This is a genomic window from Kitasatospora sp. NPDC114501, assembly GCF_055633695.1.
This window is the reverse complement of record NZ_JBVKDS010000012.1, coordinates 1-18,312: the sequence shown is the minus strand read 5'-3', so window position 1 is coordinate 18,312 and position 18,312 is coordinate 1. Positions and strand designations below refer to the sequence as shown.

At 74.3% G+C, this 18,312-nt stretch carries 18 protein-coding genes; 7 read left to right on the top strand and 11 right to left on the bottom strand.

Going from position 1 to position 18,312, the window contains the following annotated elements; all coding sequences use genetic code 11:
* Nucleotides 1-92: 92 nt before the first annotated feature.
* Nucleotides 93-1,022, bottom strand: a complete 930-nt coding sequence (locus ACZ7RU_RS22555) for a hypothetical protein (RefSeq protein WP_470342733.1) — start codon at nucleotides 1,020-1,022, stop codon at nucleotides 93-95.
* A 125-nt stretch (nucleotides 1,023-1,147) separates the two neighbouring features.
* Here ACZ7RU_RS22555 and ACZ7RU_RS22550 point away from each other — a divergent pair, with 125 nt between their 5' ends.
* Nucleotides 1,148-1,519, top strand: coding sequence for a YbjQ family protein (locus tag ACZ7RU_RS22550; protein WP_470342732.1), 372 nt, complete (start codon nucleotides 1,148-1,150; stop codon nucleotides 1,517-1,519).
* Between the two features lie 76 nt (nucleotides 1,520-1,595).
* Nucleotides 1,596-2,840: an NAD(P)-binding domain-containing protein gene (locus tag ACZ7RU_RS22545; protein WP_470342731.1), complete on the top strand. Its 1,245-nt coding sequence runs from the start codon at nucleotides 1,596-1,598 to the stop codon at nucleotides 2,838-2,840.
* 15 nt (nucleotides 2,841-2,855) lie between these two features.
* Here ACZ7RU_RS22545 and paaE read toward each other — a convergent pair whose 3' ends face one another.
* The 8 genes from paaE to ACZ7RU_RS22505 all read right to left on the bottom strand — a co-directional run bounded on the left by paaE (nucleotide 2,856) and on the right by ACZ7RU_RS22505 (nucleotide 11,839).
* Complete coding sequence (gene paaE, locus ACZ7RU_RS22540) at nucleotides 2,856-3,995, bottom strand: 1,2-phenylacetyl-CoA epoxidase subunit PaaE (RefSeq protein WP_470342961.1); 1,140 nt, start codon at nucleotides 3,993-3,995, stop codon at nucleotides 2,856-2,858.
* Nucleotides 3,996-4,070: 75 nt separating this feature from the next.
* Nucleotides 4,071-4,694: a 1,2-phenylacetyl-CoA epoxidase subunit PaaD gene (gene paaD / locus ACZ7RU_RS22535; RefSeq protein WP_470342730.1), complete on the bottom strand. Its 624-nt coding sequence runs from the start codon at nucleotides 4,692-4,694 to the stop codon at nucleotides 4,071-4,073.
* Nucleotides 4,688-5,614, bottom strand: coding sequence for a 1,2-phenylacetyl-CoA epoxidase subunit PaaC (paaC, locus tag ACZ7RU_RS22530; protein ID WP_470342729.1), 927 nt, complete (start codon nucleotides 5,612-5,614; stop codon nucleotides 4,688-4,690). The genes paaD and paaC overlap by 7 nt, the downstream gene beginning before the upstream one ends.
* A 13-nt stretch (nucleotides 5,615-5,627) precedes the next feature.
* Nucleotides 5,628-5,945: a 1,2-phenylacetyl-CoA epoxidase subunit PaaB gene (gene paaB, locus ACZ7RU_RS22525; RefSeq protein WP_387757691.1), complete on the bottom strand. Its 318-nt coding sequence runs from the start codon at nucleotides 5,943-5,945 to the stop codon at nucleotides 5,628-5,630.
* Entirely contained in the window at nucleotides 5,942-7,054 is a 1,113-nt protein-coding gene (gene paaA, locus ACZ7RU_RS22520) for a 1,2-phenylacetyl-CoA epoxidase subunit PaaA (protein WP_470342728.1), read from the bottom strand. The genes paaB and paaA overlap by 4 nt, the downstream gene beginning before the upstream one ends.
* Before the next feature lie 142 nt (nucleotides 7,055-7,196).
* Nucleotides 7,197-8,846: a M20 family metallopeptidase gene (locus ACZ7RU_RS22515; RefSeq protein WP_470342727.1), complete on the bottom strand. Its 1,650-nt coding sequence runs from the start codon at nucleotides 8,844-8,846 to the stop codon at nucleotides 7,197-7,199.
* 870 nt (nucleotides 8,847-9,716) lie between these two features.
* Complete coding sequence (locus ACZ7RU_RS22510) at nucleotides 9,717-10,376, bottom strand: response regulator (RefSeq protein ID WP_470342726.1); 660 nt, start codon at nucleotides 10,374-10,376, stop codon at nucleotides 9,717-9,719.
* Nucleotides 10,373-11,839 carry a sensor histidine kinase gene (locus tag ACZ7RU_RS22505; protein ID WP_470342725.1) on the bottom strand — a complete coding sequence of 489 codons (1,467 nt, stop codon included), beginning with the start codon at nucleotides 11,837-11,839 and terminating at the stop codon, nucleotides 10,373-10,375. Before ACZ7RU_RS22505 ends, ACZ7RU_RS22510 begins: the two co-directional genes overlap by 4 nt.
* A gap of 196 nt (nucleotides 11,840-12,035) precedes the next feature.
* On the opposite strand from ACZ7RU_RS22505, the gene ACZ7RU_RS22500 reads away from it, so the two are divergent.
* From ACZ7RU_RS22500 to ACZ7RU_RS22485, 4 genes are all read left to right on the top strand, one after another.
* Nucleotides 12,036-12,860, top strand: a complete 825-nt coding sequence (locus ACZ7RU_RS22500; protein ID WP_470342724.1) for a class I SAM-dependent methyltransferase — start codon at nucleotides 12,036-12,038, stop codon at nucleotides 12,858-12,860.
* Nucleotides 12,861-13,053: 193 nt separating this feature from the next.
* A complete protein-coding gene (locus tag ACZ7RU_RS22495) occupies nucleotides 13,054-14,067 on the top strand; it encodes an aldo/keto reductase (protein WP_470342723.1) in 1,014 nt (337 codons plus the stop codon).
* Between the two features lie 61 nt (nucleotides 14,068-14,128).
* Nucleotides 14,129-14,716, top strand: a complete 588-nt coding sequence (locus tag ACZ7RU_RS22490; protein WP_470342722.1) for a TetR/AcrR family transcriptional regulator — start codon at nucleotides 14,129-14,131, stop codon at nucleotides 14,714-14,716.
* 163 nt (nucleotides 14,717-14,879) lie between these two features.
* A complete protein-coding gene (locus ACZ7RU_RS22485; protein WP_470342721.1) occupies nucleotides 14,880-15,812 on the top strand; it encodes an ADP-ribosylglycohydrolase family protein in 933 nt (310 codons plus the stop codon).
* Nucleotides 15,813-15,919: 107 nt separating this feature from the next.
* On the opposite strand, the gene ACZ7RU_RS22480 is transcribed toward ACZ7RU_RS22485, so the two are convergent.
* Together ACZ7RU_RS22480 and ACZ7RU_RS22475 are read right to left on the bottom strand one after the other, a co-directional pair.
* Nucleotides 15,920-16,183 carry a GlsB/YeaQ/YmgE family stress response membrane protein gene (locus ACZ7RU_RS22480; RefSeq protein WP_470342720.1) on the bottom strand — a complete coding sequence of 88 codons (264 nt, stop codon included), beginning with the start codon at nucleotides 16,181-16,183 and terminating at the stop codon, nucleotides 15,920-15,922.
* Nucleotides 16,184-16,423: 240 nt separating this feature from the next.
* Nucleotides 16,424-16,690, bottom strand: coding sequence for a GlsB/YeaQ/YmgE family stress response membrane protein (locus tag ACZ7RU_RS22475; protein WP_470342719.1), 267 nt, complete (start codon nucleotides 16,688-16,690; stop codon nucleotides 16,424-16,426).
* Between the two features lie 209 nt (nucleotides 16,691-16,899).
* Between ACZ7RU_RS22475 and ACZ7RU_RS22470 the strand changes: the two genes are divergently transcribed.
* Entirely contained in the window at nucleotides 16,900-18,147 is a 1,248-nt protein-coding gene (locus ACZ7RU_RS22470) for a glycosyltransferase (protein WP_470342718.1), read from the top strand.
* The last annotated feature ends 165 nt before the right edge of the window (nucleotides 18,148-18,312 follow it).

The following is an 18,312-nucleotide window of genomic DNA, read 5'->3' as shown; positions in this document are numbered from 1 at the left end:
GCCGGAGCCGGAAGAGCGGAAGTCGGGGCATCGGAAGGATAAGTCACCCGTCCAGGATGCCAGCCCCGCCCCGGCCGGCTCGGGCCGCCCCGTCAGCGCCGGAAGCCGCGCTGCGGGTCCCGTTCCTCCGCGTCCTCGTACATCAGGAACCAGCCCTCCGGGTGGGTGGCCGCCAGCAGCACCTCCGTGCGCTGCTCCGCCCCCAGCTCCGCGTCGCCGTCGTCCGGCCCGTAGACCCCGAACAGCTCGTCGTGGCAGCCGTCCCAGTCGTAGTCGTAGAGGTCGGCCGGGAGGTCGCCCATCATGTCCGCCACCGACTCGGGCTGCGCGCCGAGCAGCGCCCGGGCGTCCACCAGCGCCATCCGGAGCGCGAGCTCCTCCGCCAGGCAGCGCGGCAGCGGCCACTCGCCGAGCGCGAGGTCGTCGGCGAGGTCGTCGAAGGCCCGGGCCATCGCGCGGCGCCAGCCCCGGTGCATCCGCCAGGTGCGCTGGGGTAGCCGGGCGAAGACCGTCCAGTCCACGTCCTCGCCGTCGACGACGGGCTCGTCCCCGTGCTCGTCGAGGTCGTCGTACGCGGCGTCGGCCAGGCCGATCAGCTGGGCGTGGAGCAGGCAGGCGGTGCGCGGGGTGAGCGTCCAGTCCGCGCCCGCGCCGCCGTCCTCCTCGTCGCCCTCCAGCGGGAACAGGTCGGCGAAGTCGGGGGTGAAGTCCTCGGTGACGCTGATCTCCAGCGTGCCGCCGATCGCCTCGACCCCGGGGATGGCGGCCACCAGCCGGTCCGGATGGAGCAGCGCGCCGAGCGCCGCGTTGGCGTCCTCGGCGACCTCGCGCAGCAGTTCGCGGCGCTGGCCGGCCGAGTCGATGCCCTCGAACTCCAGTTCCTCGACAGCCCTGATCGCGGCCGCGCGCAGGGCCGGCCAGTCGGTGATCCGCAGGCCCAGCACCACCGTCGCCTCGATCTCCTGCGCGCCGGAGTCCTCCGCCGCGCCCGGCCCCTGTGGATGATCGCTTCGCTCGCCCATGGGGCTAACGGTACGGCCTTTCGGTCGCCCCATCACCGGTCCGGACCAGCATCCGGTCGCCTTCTCGGCCGCCGCCCGGCCCTGCCTGGGTCACTCGGACGCAGGAACTTGGCAGGATGCGTCCCATGGCTGACATCAACGAGTACGGCGGCGGGCAGGGCCCGAACGCCGACGTCCTGGTCGTGACCACCAACGACATCCCCGGCTTCCGGGTCGACCACGTGATCGGCGAGGTCTTCGGGCTGACCGTGCGCAGTCGCCACATCGGCAGCCAGATCGGCGCCGGTCTGAAGTCGCTGATCGGCGGCGAGCTGCGCGGTCTGACGAAGACCCTGGTCGAGAGCCGCAACGAGGCGATGCAGCGGCTGATCGAGCAGACCAAGGCGCGCGGCGGCAACGCCGTCCTGATGATGCGCTTCGACGTCACGGAGGCGGCCGACGTCGGCACGGAGGTCTGCGCCTACGGCACCGCCGCGGTCATCTCCCCGCTCTCCTGACGGCCCCGCCGACGCGCGTCCGCTCGCGCCCGCCGGCGGAATCCTTCGGGAACAGCCGCCGGCCCGCCGATGTTTCATGGGCGTGACTGTTTACGGTGCAACGAACAGCGTTCAGCGACGCGTGGACGTCCTGGTGGTGGGCGCCGGGCAGGCGGGCCTGTCCGCCGCCTACCACCTGCGCCGCCGCGGCTTCGCCCCCTACCGGGCCGGCGCCGACGGCGGCTTCGTCGTGCTCGACGCCGACGCCGGTCCCGGCGGCGCCTGGGCGCACCGCTCGCCGTCCCTCCGGATGGCCACCGTGCACGGCTTCCACGACCTCCCGGACGCCGAACTCCCGCCGCCGGACCCCGAGGCCCCCGCGCGCGAGGTGGTGCCGGGGTACTTCGCGGCGTACGAGGCCCGGCACGCGCTCCCGGTCGTACGCCCGGTCACGGTGCGCGCCGTACGCGCCGAGTCCGGGAGCCCCGACTCCCGGCTGCTGGTCGAGACCGACCGCGGCACCTGGTCCACCCGCGCGCTGATCAACGCCACCGGCACCTGGACCCGCCCCTTCCTCCCGCACTACCCGGGCCGTTTCGCGGGCCGCCAGCTGCACTACGCGGAGTACCGCGGCCCCGAGGAGTTCGCGGGCAGGCGCGTGCTGGTGGTGGGCGGCGGCGCCTCGGCGATCCAGGTGCTGTCGGAGGTGGCGGCGGTGGGCGAGACGGTCTGGGTCACCCGCTCCGAACCCGTCTACCACGAGGGGCCGTTCACCCCCGAGTACGGGCGCGCGGTGGTCGCCAAGGTCGAGGAGCGGGTCCGGCAGGGCCTGCCGGTGCGCAGCGTGGTGAGCGTGACCGGGCTCGGCCCGTCCGTCGCCTACCGGCGCGCCGAGGAACTGGGCGCGCTGCACCGCCGACCGATGTTCGACCGTCTCACCGAGCACGGGGTCGCCTGGGGCGACGAGGAACTGGCGGTGGACGCGATCGTCTGGGCGACCGGTTTCCGGCCCGAGGTCGGGCACCTCGCCCCGCTCGGGCTGCGCTCCCCCGGCGGCGGCATCGCGCTCACCGGCACCCGCGCCACCGCCGACCCCCGCGTCCACCTGGTCGGCTACGGCCCGTCCGCCAGCACGGTCGGCGCCAACCGGGCCGGCCGCGCGGCGGTCAACGACCTGGTCAGGCTGCTCGGGGACCCGGCGGCCGGGGATCCGGCGGCCGGGAGTCCGACGCTCGGAGAGCCGGTGCCGGAGCGCTCGATGCTCGGGAGCCCGACGCCCGGGAGCCCCACGCCCGGGAGCCCCACGCTCGGCGTTCCGGCCGTGGAGCCCGCCTTGGTCTGAGGCTCAGCGGTCGTATCAGCGGTCGTAGTCGACGGTCACCCGGTCGGTGACCGGGCGGGCCTGGCAGGTGAGGACGTAGCCCGCGGCCAGCTCCTTCTCCTCCAGCGCGAAGTTGCGGCGCATCTCCACCTCGCCCTCGGTGACCAGCGCGCGGCAGGTGCCGCACACCCCGCCCTTGCAGGCGAACGGCAGGTCCGGGCGGGAGCGCTGGGCGCCGTCCAGGATCGAGCGGTCGCGCGGGAGGCAGAGCGTGCTGCCGCGGCCGTCGAGGACGACGGTGACCTCGCTCTGCGGGCCCGACGCGCCGTCGGCCGAGGCGTCGCTGCGGTCCCAGTCCTCGTCGCGCTCCGGGAGCGGCTCGTCCTCCGCGTGGAAGAGCTCCTGGTGCACGCGCTCGCCCGGCACGTCCAGCTCGGCGAGCAGGTCCTTCGCCCCGACGACCATGCCGAACGGGCCGCACAGCCACCAGTGCCCGACGCTCCCGACGTCCACCAGCGCCGCCAGCAGGGCCCGTACCCGCTCCGGGTCCAGCCGGCCGCTGAGCAGCTCGGCGTCCCTGGTCTCCCGCGAGAGCACGTGGACCAACTGGAAGCGGCCGAGGTACCGGTCCTTCAGGTCGGCCAGCTCGTCCGCGAACATCACGGTGTCGCTGCGCCGGTTGCCGTAGAGCAGGGTGACGGTGGAGCTGCGGTCGGCGGCCAGCACGGAGGCGGCGATCGACAGCATCGGGGTGATGCCGGAGCCGGCCGCGAGCAGCACGTGGTCGGCCGGGACGCCGAGTTCGGGGCTGAACAGGCCGGACGGCGTCAGCACCTCCACCTCCTCGCCCGGCTCCGCCTCGCGCACCAGCCAGCGCGAGAACAGCCCGCCGGGCACCTCCCGGACGGCGATCCGCAGCGGTCCGCCCGCCGGGGCGCAGATCGAGTACGAGCGGCGCTCGTCGGCGCCGTCCACCAGCTTGCGCAGGGTCAGGGTCTGCCCCGGCCGGAAGGCGTACTCCTCCGCCAGCTCGTCCGGCACCGCGAAGGTCACCGCCACCGCGTCCTCGCAGAGCCGCTCGACCCGGTCGATCCGCAACCGGTGGAAGGTCGGACGGCGGGCGGGGCGGATGCCGGGAGTCTGGGCGTCGGGAGCCTGGGCGTCGGACGCCTGGATGTCGGACGCCTGAGTGTCGGACGCCTGGATGTCGGACGCCTGGGTGTCGGCGGCGGGCTGGACGGCGGCGGGCATTCAGATCTCCTTGACGCGTTCGAAGGGCTCCCGGCAGGCGAGGCAGCGCCAGAGCGCCTTGCAGGCCGTGGAGCCGAAGCGGGACAGCTCCTCCGTCTCCGTGCCGCCGCAGAGCGGGCAGGGCACCCTGCTCTCGGCGGTTCCGGTGCGCGTCGGGCCGAGGGTGAGCGCCACCGGTCCGGCCGCGGCGGCCACGGCTACGGCGGCGGTCGGGCGCGGCGGGGCGATGCCCGCCTCGGCGAGCTTTCGGCGGCCGTCGGCGGTGATCAGGTCGGTGGACCACGGCGGGTCCAGCCGCAGCCGCACCCGGACGTCCGGGTACCCGGCCGCGCGCAGCCGGCGGTCCACGTCGGCTGCCATCTCGGCGACGGCGGGGCAGCCCGAGTAGGTCGGGGTCAGCCAGGCGGTCACGGTGCCGCTGCCGCCGTCCACCTCGACCTCGGCCAGGACGCCCAGGTCGGCCAGGGTGAGCATGGGCAGCTCCGGGTCCGGGACGGCCGCGGCGACTGCCCAGGCCAGGTCGCGGGCCGTCGGGCCCTCCGGGTCCGCGGGGACCGTCGTGCCCGTCGCGCCTGTGGTGTCCGCCGTGTCCGCCGCGCCCATCGCCGCGTCGTCCGTCACCATGTCGCCCCCGGGTGGGCGCGGGCCACCACCTGGAGCTCGGCGAGCAGCGGACCGAGCGCCTCGGTGTGCACGCCGTCCCGGCCGGCCCGGCCGAGGACGGTGGCCAGCGGCGGCACGTCCGGCACGGTCAGCCCGGCCTCGGCGAGGACCGCGGCGATCGAGCCCAGCACCGGTTCGCGCAGGGTCGCCGGGTCGACGCCCGCCCGCAGCTCCACCGGGTGCGCCGTGAACAGTTCCTCCAGCAGCGGCCAGACCGCGTCCAACCCGGCCTGCATCCGCTCGGCGGAGTACGGCGTGCCGTCGCCGAGGCGCAGCGTCCAGGCGGTGGCGTACTCCCGGTGGTACGCCAGTTCCTTGACCCCCCGGGCGGCGACCGCGGCCAGTACCGGGTCGGGGTGCGCGCTGAGTGCCTCGTACAGGGCGCCGCGCGCGGTGGCGAACAGCAGCAGCCGGGCGATCGAGTACGCGAAGTCGCCGTTCGGCGTCTCCACCAGGCGTACGTTGCGGAACTCGTGCTCCTCCCGCCAGTACGCCAGATCGTCCTCGGTGCGGCCGGTGCCGTCCGCCTGGCCGGCCCGGGTGAGCAGCAGCCGGGCCTGGCCGAGCAGGTCGAGGCCCAGGTTGGCGAGCGCGACCTCCTCCTCCAGCTCGGGCGCCCGGGTGCACCACTCGATCAGCCGCTGCGCGAGGACCAGGGCGTCGTCGCCCAGCATCTGGCAGTAGGCGGCGAGGTCGGCACCGTCCAGTCCGGCGGGCAGCGCGGTGTCCACGCCGAGCAGTGGGTCGGCGAAGCCCGTCCCGTACGCCCAGCGTCCCTCGCCCTCGGGGCCGGGGGCGGCGTCGACGAGGCTCAGGTAGACGTGGTCGTCCTGGTCGGCGCCCGCGCCGGTGCCGGTGGTGGAGGTGGTGTGGTCGTGCACGGTGGCTCCCCCGTCAGATGTGCGGGACATCCTCGGGGATGTCGTAGAAGGTCGGGTGGCGGTAGACCTTGTCGCCGCTGGGTTCGAAGAACGGGTCCCGCTCGTCCGGGGTGGAGGCGGTGATCGCGTCCGAGCGGACCACCCAGAGGCTGACGCCCTCGTTGCGACGGGTGTAGAGGTCGCGGGCGGCGAGCAGGGCCATCCGGTCGTCGGAGGCGTGCAGCGAGCCGACGTGGACGTGGTTCAGCCCGCGCCGGGGGCGCACGAACACCTCGTACAGCGGCCAGCCGGCCTTGGACCCGGCCGGGGAGCCAACCTGGGGGTCGGTCACTTTCCGTTCTCCTGTTCGGTGGCTTCGCTGAGTTCGATGGGTTCGGTGGCCTCGGTGGCTTCGACGGGTCGGGTGGCTTCGGCAGCGCGCTTGGCCGCGTAGGCGACGGCCGCCTCGCGGACCCAGGCGCCCTCCTCGTGGGCGGTGCGGCGGCGGTCGATCCGCTGGGTGTTGCAGGGGCCCTGGCCGTGGATGACCCTGGTCAGTTCGGACCAGTCCGGCTCACCGAAGTCCCAGCCGCCGCGCTGCTCGTTCCAGCGCAGCTCGGGGTCCGGGAGGGTGACGCCCAGGTGCTCGGCCTGCGGGACGGTCATGTCGACGAAGCGCCGGCGCAGCTCGTCGTTGCTGTGCCGCTTGATCCGCCAGGCCATCGAACGGGCGGAGTTCGGCGAGTCGGCGTCGGAGGGGCCGAACATCATCAGCGACGGCCACCACCAGCGGTCCACCGCGTCCTGCACCATCCGGCGCTGGCCCTCGGTGCCGCGCATCAGCGTCATCAGGAGCTCGTAGCCCTGGCGCTGGTGGAAGGACTCCTCCTTGCAGATCCGCACCATCGCGCGGGCGTACGGGCCGTAGCTGCAGCGGCAGAGCGGGACCTGGTTGCAGATCGCGGCGCCGTCCACCAGCCAGCCGATCACGCCGACGTCGGCGAAGGTGAGGGTCGGGTAGTTGAAGATCGAGGAGTACTTCTGGCGGCCGGAGATCAGTTTCTCGGTGAGCTCGGCACGGTCGACGCCGAGGGTCTCGGCGGCGGCGTAGAGGTAGAGGCCGTGGCCGGCCTCGTCCTGGGCCTTGGCGAGCAGGATGGCCTTGCGGCGCAGGGACGGCGCCCGGGTCAACCAGTTGCCCTCGGGCTGCATGCCGATGATCTCGGAGTGGGCGTGCTGGGCGATCTGGCGGATCAGGGTGGCCCGGTAGGCGTCGGGCATCCAGTCCCTGGGCTCGATCCGCTGCCCGGCGGCGACGACCGCCTCGAACCGGTCCTCCGGCGTCTGCGCGGGGACCGCCTCGGCCACCTCTGCTGTCACCACAGTCCCCTCTCGTGTCCTGCCCGGTCGGGTTGCCGGAGCACCGGACAACCAACCGACTGACCGTTCGGTCGGTACCATTCTGCGCGGCGGGGCGGAGGGATGGCAAGGTGCGGAACAGATAACAGCTGACAGATTTCAGAATCTGTCAGCTGTTATCTGTCAGTTGTTCGCTGTCTGCCGTCAACCGTCCGCGGTCTGCTGTCAGCGGTTCACCGCGGGCTCAGCCCTCCGCGCGGTCCCGCAGGCGCGGGAGTGGCACGGCGAGCAGCCCCGCCAGCAGGGCGATCCGGGGGGCGATCTGGTCGAGCCGGATGTGCTCGTGCCGGGCGTGGGCACCGGCGCCCACCGCGCCGAAGCCGTCCAGGGTCGGGAGCCCGCGCGAGCCCGGCAGGTTGGTGTCCCCCGCCCCGCCCGCCGGGGCGCCGTCCAGCTGTTGCCCGAGCACGGCGGCGAGCGAGCGCACGTGCCGCAGCAGCGGGTTCCCGGTCCGCTCGGGCCAGGCCGGACGACTGGACAGCACCTCCGTACGGACCCGGGCACCCGGACGCAGCGCGGTGAGCCGGGCGAGGTCGTCCAGCGTGCGGCGCTGCGCCTCGACGGTGGCGAACCGCAGGCCCAGCTCGGCCTCGGCCCGCCCCGCGACCACGTTGGCACGCGAACCACCGCTGATCCGACCGGCGTTGAGCTCTGTGCCGGGCTGCCCGGCGAGTCCACGCACCAGCACGAGCTGGTCCACCAGCTCGTCGACCGCGGACACCCCGTCCTGGGCGTCGTTGCCCGCGTGCGCCTCCCGGCCGGTCACGGTGAGCCTCACCCGGGTGCTGCCGCGCCGCGCCGTCTTCAACCGACCGTCGGGGTGCGGCGGTTCGAGCCCCAGGACCGCGGCGGCACCACGCAGTTGGCGCTCGACCAAGCGCCGCCCGTCCGGGCTGCCCACCTCCTCGTCGGAGACCACGACCAGGCGGACGGTCCGGTGCGGGCGCTCACCCAGGTCCGCGAGGAGCCCCAACGCGCCCTCCAGGATGGCGAGTCCCCCCTTCATGTCGACCACACCGGGGCCGGTGAGCCGGCCGTCCTGCTCGGTCACCGGCCAGTCCGCGAGGGTGCCGACCGGCCAGACGGTGTCGTGGTGGCCGACGATCAGCAGGTGCGGCAGGGACTCATCCCGGCCCTCCCACTCCAGTACGAGGTGGTCCCCGGCCGGTCCGGGTTCACGCCGGGCGGTGGCACCGGTGGCCCGGAAGCCGGCGGCCAACTCCTCGGCGAGGGCGTCGAGTCTGGGGGCGTCCCCGCTCGGTGACTCGATCCGTGCCAGGTCGACGCAGCGGCGCCGGACGGCGCCGGCGAGGGTACGGGCACGGGAGCTGAGCGCCTGCGGCAGGCCGGGCAGCGCCGCGGTGACGGGGCCGGCGACGGCGGTGCCGGACGTGGCGGTGGCGGTGGCGGTCGGCCCTGTCACGGTCTTCGCGACAGCGGTCGACGCGGCTGAGGTCTGTGCGGCTGAGGTCTGCGCGACCGCGTTCTTCGGCACCGCGGTCTTGACGACGACGGGTTTGGCCACGACGGGTTTGGTGAGGGATGACTTCGCGAGGGCGGACTTGGCGGCCGCGGTCTTGGCTACGGCCACCTTGGCCACGGCGGCCTTCGCGGCAGTGGACACGGCGGTGGTGGCCTGAACCGAGGCGGCCGGAACCGTAGCGGCCGTGGCGGGAAGGGCGGTTGCCGTGCCGGCGACGTCAGCCGTTGTGGTGGCCGTGGCCGCCACGGGGAGGGCCTCGCCGTCGGTGGCGGTCGGGACGGTGGCCGAGGTCGGATCGGGTTGCGCGGTGGCGCCCGGTACGGCGGGCGACCCGATGGTCTGGGGACTCAACGCTCGCCTCCGCGGCCGCCGCCGGTATTCAGCGGCCGTACCGGCCGACCGCTCCCGCCCGGGTACCAGGACCGGCCTGACCGCACCGGCCGGCCGGATTGACGGGCGACCCACCGGGTCGGCCCGTCTGGCCCAAGTACGGTGGAACGGTTGGGCGGCGTGCTTGGCATTGTGCGTCCTCCTCGCTCGATCCGGGGCCCCGGTCCGCCCGGAGCCCCGTGGACGGCGGCTTCCTGGTGGCGGGCGCAGTGGCCGGACCGCCGCAGGGAAGCCGAGATGTGAGCCTAGAAGAACCGTTCGGTTTCCTGCGAGGTGGCCCTGCTCCCAGCGTGCCGGTACCGGGCCCCGCTTCGGAGGCCGCCCGGCCGCGCTCGGCGCGGGCGCTCGGCGCGCGGGCCTGGATCGGCGCGCGGGCGCGGTCGCCGATCGCGCCCATCTCCACCATGGACCCGCCGCCCGAGTTCGGCAGCGCAAACGGCCAAGGCACGGCATTTCCACGCCGGATGGGTGACAGCGGCTCAGCATGCGGTACGAACCGGGAGCACGCGGCGGCTCAGGGAAGCCCGCTTCGCCGCCTGCCCTGACTCCAGAGGAACATCCGGGGAACACCCGCGTGAACACCGGCCGATGCCGTGCCCCGGTGTGCCCCGTCGAGCATCGACGTACCTCGGCTTGCCGCCCCGGGCGCGCGACATGGCCATCCCCGGCGCGGCGGGCGATCGCCAGGAGACGGCGGTGGAGCACCCTGGCACGGCAGTGGAGCACCCGGACATGAACGAGCGCGGTACCTGCCCGCACCTGCACGCACGTACACGACCGACCGGAACCTGTTGCCCGGCCCCGGGCACAGCCACTCTCGACCGTCCGCCCTCAGCCCCCGTCGCCCACCAGCCCGGCGTCACGGGCGAGGAGCGCCGCCTGGACCCGGTTGCCGACTCCGAGCCCGGTCAGGATCCGGCTGACGTGCGCCTTGACGGTGCTCTCGCGCATCCCGAGCACGCCCGCGATCTCCGCATTGGAGAGCCCGTCGGCGAGTTCGCGCAGCACGTCGGTCTCCCGCGGGGTGAGCCCGGCGACCCGGCTACGGGCGGCCACCGACCGGGGCGCCCCGACCCGGTGGTACCGGTCGATCAGCCGCCGCGCGGCCGCCGGGTGCAGCATCCCCTGGCCGCCCGCGACGACATGGACGGCGCGGGCGATCTCCGCGGGCGGGGTGTCCTTCAGCAGGAAGCCGTCCGCCCCAGCCGCGAGCGCCTGGTACACGTACTCGTCCAGGTCGAAGGTGGTGAGGGCGATGACCCGTGGGCCGTCCGGGAGTTCGCGCAGCCGCCGGGTGGCGGCGATCCCGTCGAGCCGGGGCATCCGGATGTCCATCAGTGCGACGTCGATCCGCCGGCGGCCGGCGAGTTCGACGGCTTGCAGCCCGTCGGCGGCCTCGGCGACCACCGTGAGCGCCGGGTCCTGGGTCAGGATGTCGACCAGGCCGAGGCGCACCAGCGCGTCGTCGTCGACCACCATGGTTCGGATCATGCGGCGCCCCTCGGCTGCGTATTCGGTTCCTGCTCCGGTTCCATCGGCTCCTTCGGTTGCTTAGGCCCGTTCGGTGGGTTCGGTGGCTTCGGTGGCTTCAGGTTCCTCGGTTGCGTCGGTGGCTCCGGCTGTCGCACCTCTTGCGTCCCGGGCAGCCCTTCCTGCGACTGCCGTGCCCCTCGTATCCCTTGCCCCGGTTGCGGCGCCCGCCCCCGCTGTGGAGCCGGACCGTCGCCACGGGCGGGAGCAGGGTCGGACGCCCCCAACGGCGGGCGGTCCGGCGCGGGTAACCGGGCGGAGAGCCGGAAGCCTCCGCTGCCGTCCGGACCGGCGTCGAGGTGGCCGCCGAGGGCACCGACCCGTTCGGCCAGCCCCACCAGCCCGTACCCGCTTCCGGCGGCCGTCCCGTCCGGCGGCGCCCCGCCCGGGCCGTTGCGGACCTCGACCGTCGTCGCCGGTGCCCCGTAGCCGACCCGAACGGTCACGGGCGCGGCGTACGCGTACCTGCGGGCGTTGGTCAGCGCCTCCTGGACCAGCCGGTGCACGGCCAGCCGGTGGGTGGTCGGGACGGCCTCCGGGTCTCCGGAGAGGGCGAGTTCGACCTGTTGCCCGGCCTCGGTCGCCTCGCCGACGAGCTCGGCGAGGTCGCGCAGGGCGGGCGCCGGGACCCGCCCGGGCTCGGCAAGTACGGGCGGCTCGCTCCCCGGCGCCGGCGGGGCCGGTGGGTCGGCCCGCAGCGCGCCCAGAACGTCTCGCAGGTCGTCGAGTGAACGGGCGGCTGTGGTGCGCAGCAACTCGAGGCGGTGGGTGAGCCGGTCGGGGTCGGCGGCGACGGTGCCGGCGCTGGCCTGGTCGCGCAACACCCCTGCGTGCAGCACCAGGAGGCTGAGCCGGTGGGCCAGCACGTCGTGCATCTCCCGGGCGATCCGGGCGCGTTCGGCGGCCCGGGCCTGTTCGGCGCGCAGCTCACGTTCGCGGCGCAGCGCGTCGACCTGCTCGTGCAGGGTACGGATCAGCAGCCGTCTGCCGTGCAGCCACAGACCGAACGCCAGGACGGCGGCCTGGACGAGGAATTGGGACCCGGTGCTGCCGAGCCAGCCGACCAGCGAATCCGCAGCCGTCGCGTTGATCACGGCGATGACCGCGCCGCCCGCCATCGCCGGGCCCGTCCGGCCGAGGTAGGCGAGGTGGAAGACGCTGAACAGGCCAGGGAACGCCCGGTTGAACAGCCCGCTGGTGAGCACCGGCAGCACGGCCGCGGCCACCGGACAGCGACGGGCGAACAGGAGCGAGAGCGCGGCGAGCGCGGCCACGGCCGTGCGCGGCAGGCGCAGCGGCCCGTCGGAGTGCGTCCACTGGACCAGGGCTTCCTCGGCGGCCAGGCCGAGCAGGCCGATCAGCAACAACGTGTCGGCCCCGGCCCGGTGGTCCGGCCCGTACCAGCCGAGCACACTCCTGCGCATGGCGCTCCTCCTTTCCCCTCTCCCGCTCCGAAAGCCTTCCGTGCGTCCGCCGTCCGGCACTTCGGGCTCGATGCTAGGGGCGCTCGGCCGCGGACCGCCTCTGTCTTCCGGCCAACCTCACCCTCGACTTTCGTCGGGGGTCGGCGCCGCTGACCGGCCGATTCGCGGCCGCTCGGCCCTGCCTAGCGTCGACGGCATGACCGACGAACGGCTCCACCACCGCCCCGACTCCCCTTCCCCTCGGTACAGTCCGCCCGCCGGCGGGGACCGCCTGCTGTTCCTCGCCGAGGCCCTGCGCGCCTTCCACGACACCGGCGCACTGGCCCCGAGCGGCCCGGAGCTGGTGAACGCGCTGGTGGTACCGGTCACCAGCCGCCCGAACCGTCCGATCTCGGTGCTGGAAGTCGGGGCCGGCACGGGCGTGGTGACCCGCCGGCTGGCCCAGGTGCTGCGCCCGGGCGACCGGTTGCACGTCGTCGAGGCCAACCCGCGGTTCACCGACCGGCTGCGGGAGGACCCGGTCCTGGCCGCGCGCCACCCGGGGGTGGGGCTGCGGCTGTCGGCCTGCCGGGTCGAGGAGCTGCCGGAGCACCGGCCGCCGGTGCCGGAAGCGGCCGGGCCGGAGGGCGGCGGGCAGCGGTACGACGTGATCGTGTCCGGGCTGCCCTTCACCAACTTCGAGCCCGCGCAGGTGCGCGACATCCTCGACCTCTACCTGCGGCTGCTGGCGCCCGGCGGCGAGCTGACGTACTTCGGGTACCTCGGCACGGCGACGGCGCGCACCGTCGCCTCGGGCCCCCGCCGGGGTGCCCGTCACCGGGCGGTGGTGCGGCTGCTGCGACGGTTCGAGGCGACGTACGGCCTGGGCGAGCGCACGGTGTGGCGCAACGTTCCGCCCGCCCGTGCCTACCTGCTGCGGTCGCCGGGCGGGCGCGAGAGCTGGGCGTCGGCCGAAGGCCCCGCCGTCGGCACGACGGACGCGACGAACGCGGAGGACACGAGGGCCCCGGCTGCTCGATGACGGCTTGGGGCCGGGGACGGCGCAAGGTGGCGAAGGCCGGCCCGTCACGAACAAATGACAGACGACAGCTTTCAACTTTCAGATGACAGACGACAGCGAACAGATTTTGAAATCTGTTCGCTGTCATGCCATAGTGACACCCGGGTCACCCTGCCCCCGCCTCCCGGCACCGCACTGTCCCCCTGGAGTACCCGTGTCCTCGCACATCCGCCCCGCCCAGCGCACGCTCGGCACCACCGGTCCGGTCACCTCGGCCCTCGGCCTTGGCTGCATGGGCATGTCCGACCTGTACGGCCCGGCCGACGAGGCCGAGAGCATCGCCACCATCCATGCCGCCCTCGACGCCGGGATCACCCTCCTCGACACCGGCGACTTCTACGGCATGGGCCACAACGAGCTGCTGATCCATGAGGCGCTGCGCGGCCGCGACCGTGAGAGCGTGCGGATCAGCGTGAAGTACGGCGCCCAGCGCAGCCCCGACGGTCAGTGGCTCGGCTACGACACGAGCCCCGCCGCCACCAAGACCGCGCTCTCCTACACCCTGCGCCGCCTGCGCACCGATCACATCGACGTCTACCGCCCGGCCCGCCTGGACCCGAGCGTCCCGATCGAGGAGACCGTCGGCGCCATCGCCGACCTGGTGAAGGCCGGCTACGTCCGCCACATCGGGCTCTCCGAGGTCGGCGCCGACACCCTGCGCCGGGCCGCCGCCGTCCACCCGATCAGCGACCTCCAGATCGAGTACTCGCTGCTCTCCCGCTCGATCGAGACCGCCGTCCTGCCCACCGCCCGCGAGCTCGGCATCGGCGTCACCGCCTACGGCGTGCTCTCCCGCGGCCTGCTCAGCGGCCACTGGGGCTCGGACCGCGCCCTCGCCGGCACCGACTTCCGCAGCCACAGCCCGCGCTTCCAGGGCGAGAACCTGGCCCACAACCTGGCCCTGGTCGAGGCCCTGCGCGAGATCGCCGCCGCGCGGGGTGCGACCGTCGCCCAGGTCGCCATCGCCTGGGTGGCCTCGCGCGGGCAGGACGTCGTCCCGCTGGTCGGCGCCCGCCGCCGGGACCGTCTGACCGAGGCCCTCGGCGCACTCGACGTCACACTGACCGAGGCCGACCTCGCCGCCATCGAGGCCGCCGTACCCGCCGGCTCCGCCGCCGGTGACAGGTACGCTGCCGCACAGATGGCCCACCTGGACAGCGAGCGCTGACCGCCCCACCGGCGCCATCGGCGCACGACCCGACCGCACGACCCTAAGGACGGACCTCCCCGTGACCACGGACACCACACTCACCGCCGAGCAGATCCTGATCGCGGCGGAGGACGTCCTCCGGCGGTTCGGCCCGGCCAAGGCCACCGTCGTGGACGTCGCCCGCATCCTCGGCGTCAGCCACAGCAGCGTCTACCGGCACTTCCCCAGCAAGGCCGCGCTGCGCGAGGCGGTCACCCAGCGCTGGCTCGACCAGGCGCACCACGACCTGGCGACCGTCTCCAACGAGGGCGGCCCCGCCTCCGAGCGGTTGCACCGCTGGCTGACCACGCTGTTCGCGGCGAAGCGGAAGAAGGCACTGGACGACCCGGAGCTGTTCGCCACCTACATGGTGCTGGTGGAGGAGAACAGCGGCCTGGTGGACACCCACATCGACACCCTGGTCGACCAGATCGCGCAGATCGTCGCGGACGGGATGGAGAGCAAGGAGTTCAAGCTCGCCCACATCCGCGACACCGCCCGTGCCGTCTTCGACGCCACCGGGCCCTTCCACGACCCGGTCTACGCCTCCACCTGGTCCGCCCCCGGAGCCGACGACCGGTTCGAGGGCGTCTGGAAGCTCGTCCTCGGAGGCCTGAAGGCGAAGTGACCGGACGCCGGTGACCGGACGCCGGTCCCGAGGCGCAAGCGACCGAGGCGCAAGTGACCGAGGCTCGGGCAACCGAGGCGCCGGCCGGCGGGGAAAACCGCTGGTCGGCGCCTCGCCCGTCCGGCAGACTGCCCCGCACCGTTGATCTCGCCTGGAGGATGACATGCGTGCGGCCGCCTCGGTCCTGGACAGCCTGGAGAGCCTGAACGGGCTCGCCCTCGGCGACGCCTTCGGCGACCGCTGGTTCTCGGTCCCGCTGGACGAGGCGCCCGCCGCCCTCGCCGCCCGGCTGGTCCGGCCCGCGCCCTGGCACTGGACCGACGACACCGCCATGGCACTCGTGCTGGTCCGCCACCTGCTCGACACGGGCGAGGTCCGACCGGACGCCCTCGCCCGGGAGTTCGCCGCCGAGTACGCCCGCGAGTACGGGCGCAAGTACGGCCCGTCGATGCACCGGGTGCTGCGCGGGATCGGCGCCGGCGGGGACTGGCGCACCATCACCGCCGGCCAGTTCGAGGGCCAGGGCTCGCACGGGAACGGCGCCGCGATGCGGGTCGCCCCGCTGGGGGCCTGGTTCGCCGACGACCTCGACACGGTGGTCCGGCAGGCCGAACTCCAGGCGCTCACCACCCACTTCCACCCGGAGGCGGTCGCCGGCGCGGTGGCGGTCGCGCTCGCGGCGGCACTGGCGGTCCGCAGCCGGGGCGAGGACGCACCCGGCCGGGCCGAGTTGCTGGCCGAGATCGCCGGACGGCTGCCGGACAGCGACGTCCGCTCCGGCCTGCGGATCGCCGCCCGACTGCCCGCGCACACCAGCGTCCGGCACGCCGCCAACGTGCTCGGCTCGGGAACGCTGATCTCCGCCCCGGACACCGTGCCGTTCGCGCTCTGGTCCGCGGCCGGGCACCTGGACTCGCTGCCCGACGCCGTCTGGCACACCCTGGAGGGCTGGGGAGACAAGGACACCACCTGCGCCATCGCGGCCGGCGTGGTCGCCGCCCGGACGGGCCTCGCGGACGTGCCGCCCGGTTGGCTCGCCTCGCGCGAGCAGCTCCCGGGCTGGGTCACCGAGGCGTCCCGGGCCGCTGCCCGGTGACCAGGCACGGCCGGATCGCCGCCCGGCGACCGGCGTCGGACGGCCGGCGACCGGTGCCGGCCGTCGGACGAGCGACGCCCGGTGCCGGACGGGTCGGCGCCCAGCGGTCAGCGCCGGGTGATGAAGCGGAACACCCGGTAGGCGAACAGCAGGAGCATCGCACCGCCGATCGCCGACACCCAGGTCGTCACGTCGAGGAGGCTCGGCCTCACCGTCCCGTGCATCCAGTGCGCGACGATCCAGGCGCCGATGTAGGAGCCGGTGATGCCGATCAGGGTGCTGCCGATCAGACCGCGCTCGCCCCTCGACATCGCCATCCTGGCCATGGTCCCCGACACCACGCCCAGCACGATCCACGCCATCCAGCTCATCCGCCGCCCCTTGCGTCATCGGTGTGACGACCCCGTCGAGCCCCCCGGGTCCGACCGGAAGGACGTACGGGGGCCTCGCACCGTTCCAGCGCCCGGCAGGGCCGGTCCGAACCGGCCAACCGGGGCCCTGCGCGCTCCGGGCGGCGGATGCCCTCACGGCACCGTCCCGACGCGGCCCCTACGCGGCCCTGACGCCGCCCGTGCGCCGTCCGGGCGCCGCTGCCGCAGCGAACCCGCCTGTCAGCGGCGCGAGTTGCCGAACAGCAACCGGTAGCCGATCAGCAGCACCAGAGCGCCGCCGATCGCCGACACCCAGGTCGCCGCGTCGAAGAAGTGCGCGGTAACCGAGCGGTGAAGGAAGTGCGACGCGATCCAGCCGCCGACGAAGGACCCGGCGATACCGATCAGAGTGGTCACGATCAGGCCGCCCGGGTCCTTCCCCGGCAACAGCAGCTTGGCCAGCGCGCCCGCCAGCAGGCCCAGCACGATCCACGCGACGATGCTCATCCGTCATCCCCTCCCGTCCGAGGCGCGACGGGCCCCGTCCCGTCCCGCTCTGCCCGCAGGGACGCCACCGACCGCCGCCCGGTTCCGTCACCCGGCCCCAGCCGCCCGGTGACGCCACTCGCGGAACGGCGTTCGAGGGCGGCTGGAGGGGCCGGACCGCCCGCGCGGCGTCCTTCCCGTGGGCCCGTCCGCGCCGAAATACTGCGGCCATGCGCATCCTGATCGCCACCGCCGGCTCCCGGGGCGACGTGGCCCCGTTCACCGGGCTCGGCGCCCGCCTGCGAGCGGCCGGACATCAGGTGGCCGTCGCCACCCACGGCACCTTCGCCGAGTCGGTGCGGGCCGCTGGACTGGAATTCCGCCCACTACCGGTCGACCCGCGCGCCGAACTCGCCTCCGCCGAGGGCCGCCGCCTGCTGCGGGCCGGCGGCAGACCGGACGCCGTCCTGCAACTCCTGCGGCTCGGCCGGAAGTTCATGCCCGCACTCGGCGACGGCATCGCCGACGCCACGGCGCTCGGCACCGACCTGCTGCTGACCACCAGCACCACCAGCGCGCTCGGCCAGGTTGTCGCCGAGGCGGCCGGCCTCCCCACCATCGGGCTGTACCTCCAACCGCTCGCACCCACGCGCGAGTTCGCGTCGGCCGTCGCCGGCACCCGGTCACTGGGCCGACCCGGAAACCTGCTGGCGGGGCACGCCGTCCAGGCCACGACCGACCAGCTGTTCGTCCCGGCCGTCCGCGGGCTGCGCCGACGGCTCGGCCTGCCGCCGCTCGGGATCGCCCGGGCCCGCCGCGACCACCCCGTCCTGCACGGCTTCTCGCCCCTGGTGGTGCCCCGCCCCGCCGACTGGCACCCCCGACTGGACGTGGCGGGCTACTGGTGGCCGGCCGACCGACCCGACTGGCAACCCCCGGCCCGGCTGCTCGACTTCCTCGCCGCCGGTCCACCACCGGTCTTCGTCGGCTTCGGCAGCCTGGTCGTCCCCGACGCCGATCGGCTCACCGCGACCGTCCTCGCCGCCGCCCGCGCCGCCCGGGTGCGCGTGCTCCTCCAGTCGGGCTGGAGCGAACTGACCGCCGAGGACTCGGACTCCGTCCTGACCATCGGCGACACCCCGCACGACTGGCTCTTTCCCCGAACCGCCGCCGTGGTCCACCACGCGGGTGCCGGCACCACGGCCGCCGCCCTCCGCTCCGGGACCCCCACCGTCCCTGTACCCGCCCAGCTCGACGCGCCGTTCTGGGCCGCCCGGCTCGCCCGGCTCGGCGTCTCCCCCGGACCCGTCCCGCTACGCAGCCTCACCGCCGACCGCCTCGCCACCGCCCTCCGCCTGACGCTCGACGACGCCCGCTACCGCACTCGCGCCCAGGCCGTCGCCACCGCCCTGGCCGTCGAGGACGGCGCGGCGAAGGTCCTCACCGCCGTCGAACGCTCGGCGGCAGCGGCCGGGTGACGAGCGACAGGCGACAGGCGACAGGCGACGGAACGGCGGACAACGGACGGCGAACAGCCGACAGCGAACAGCTAGGGCCTGTGTGAGGTTGTGATCAGTCTTCGGGTTCTGCCTTCGTCCGAGGGTGAAACCCGGTACGACTGTGTCTGTGACGCGTAGGCAACT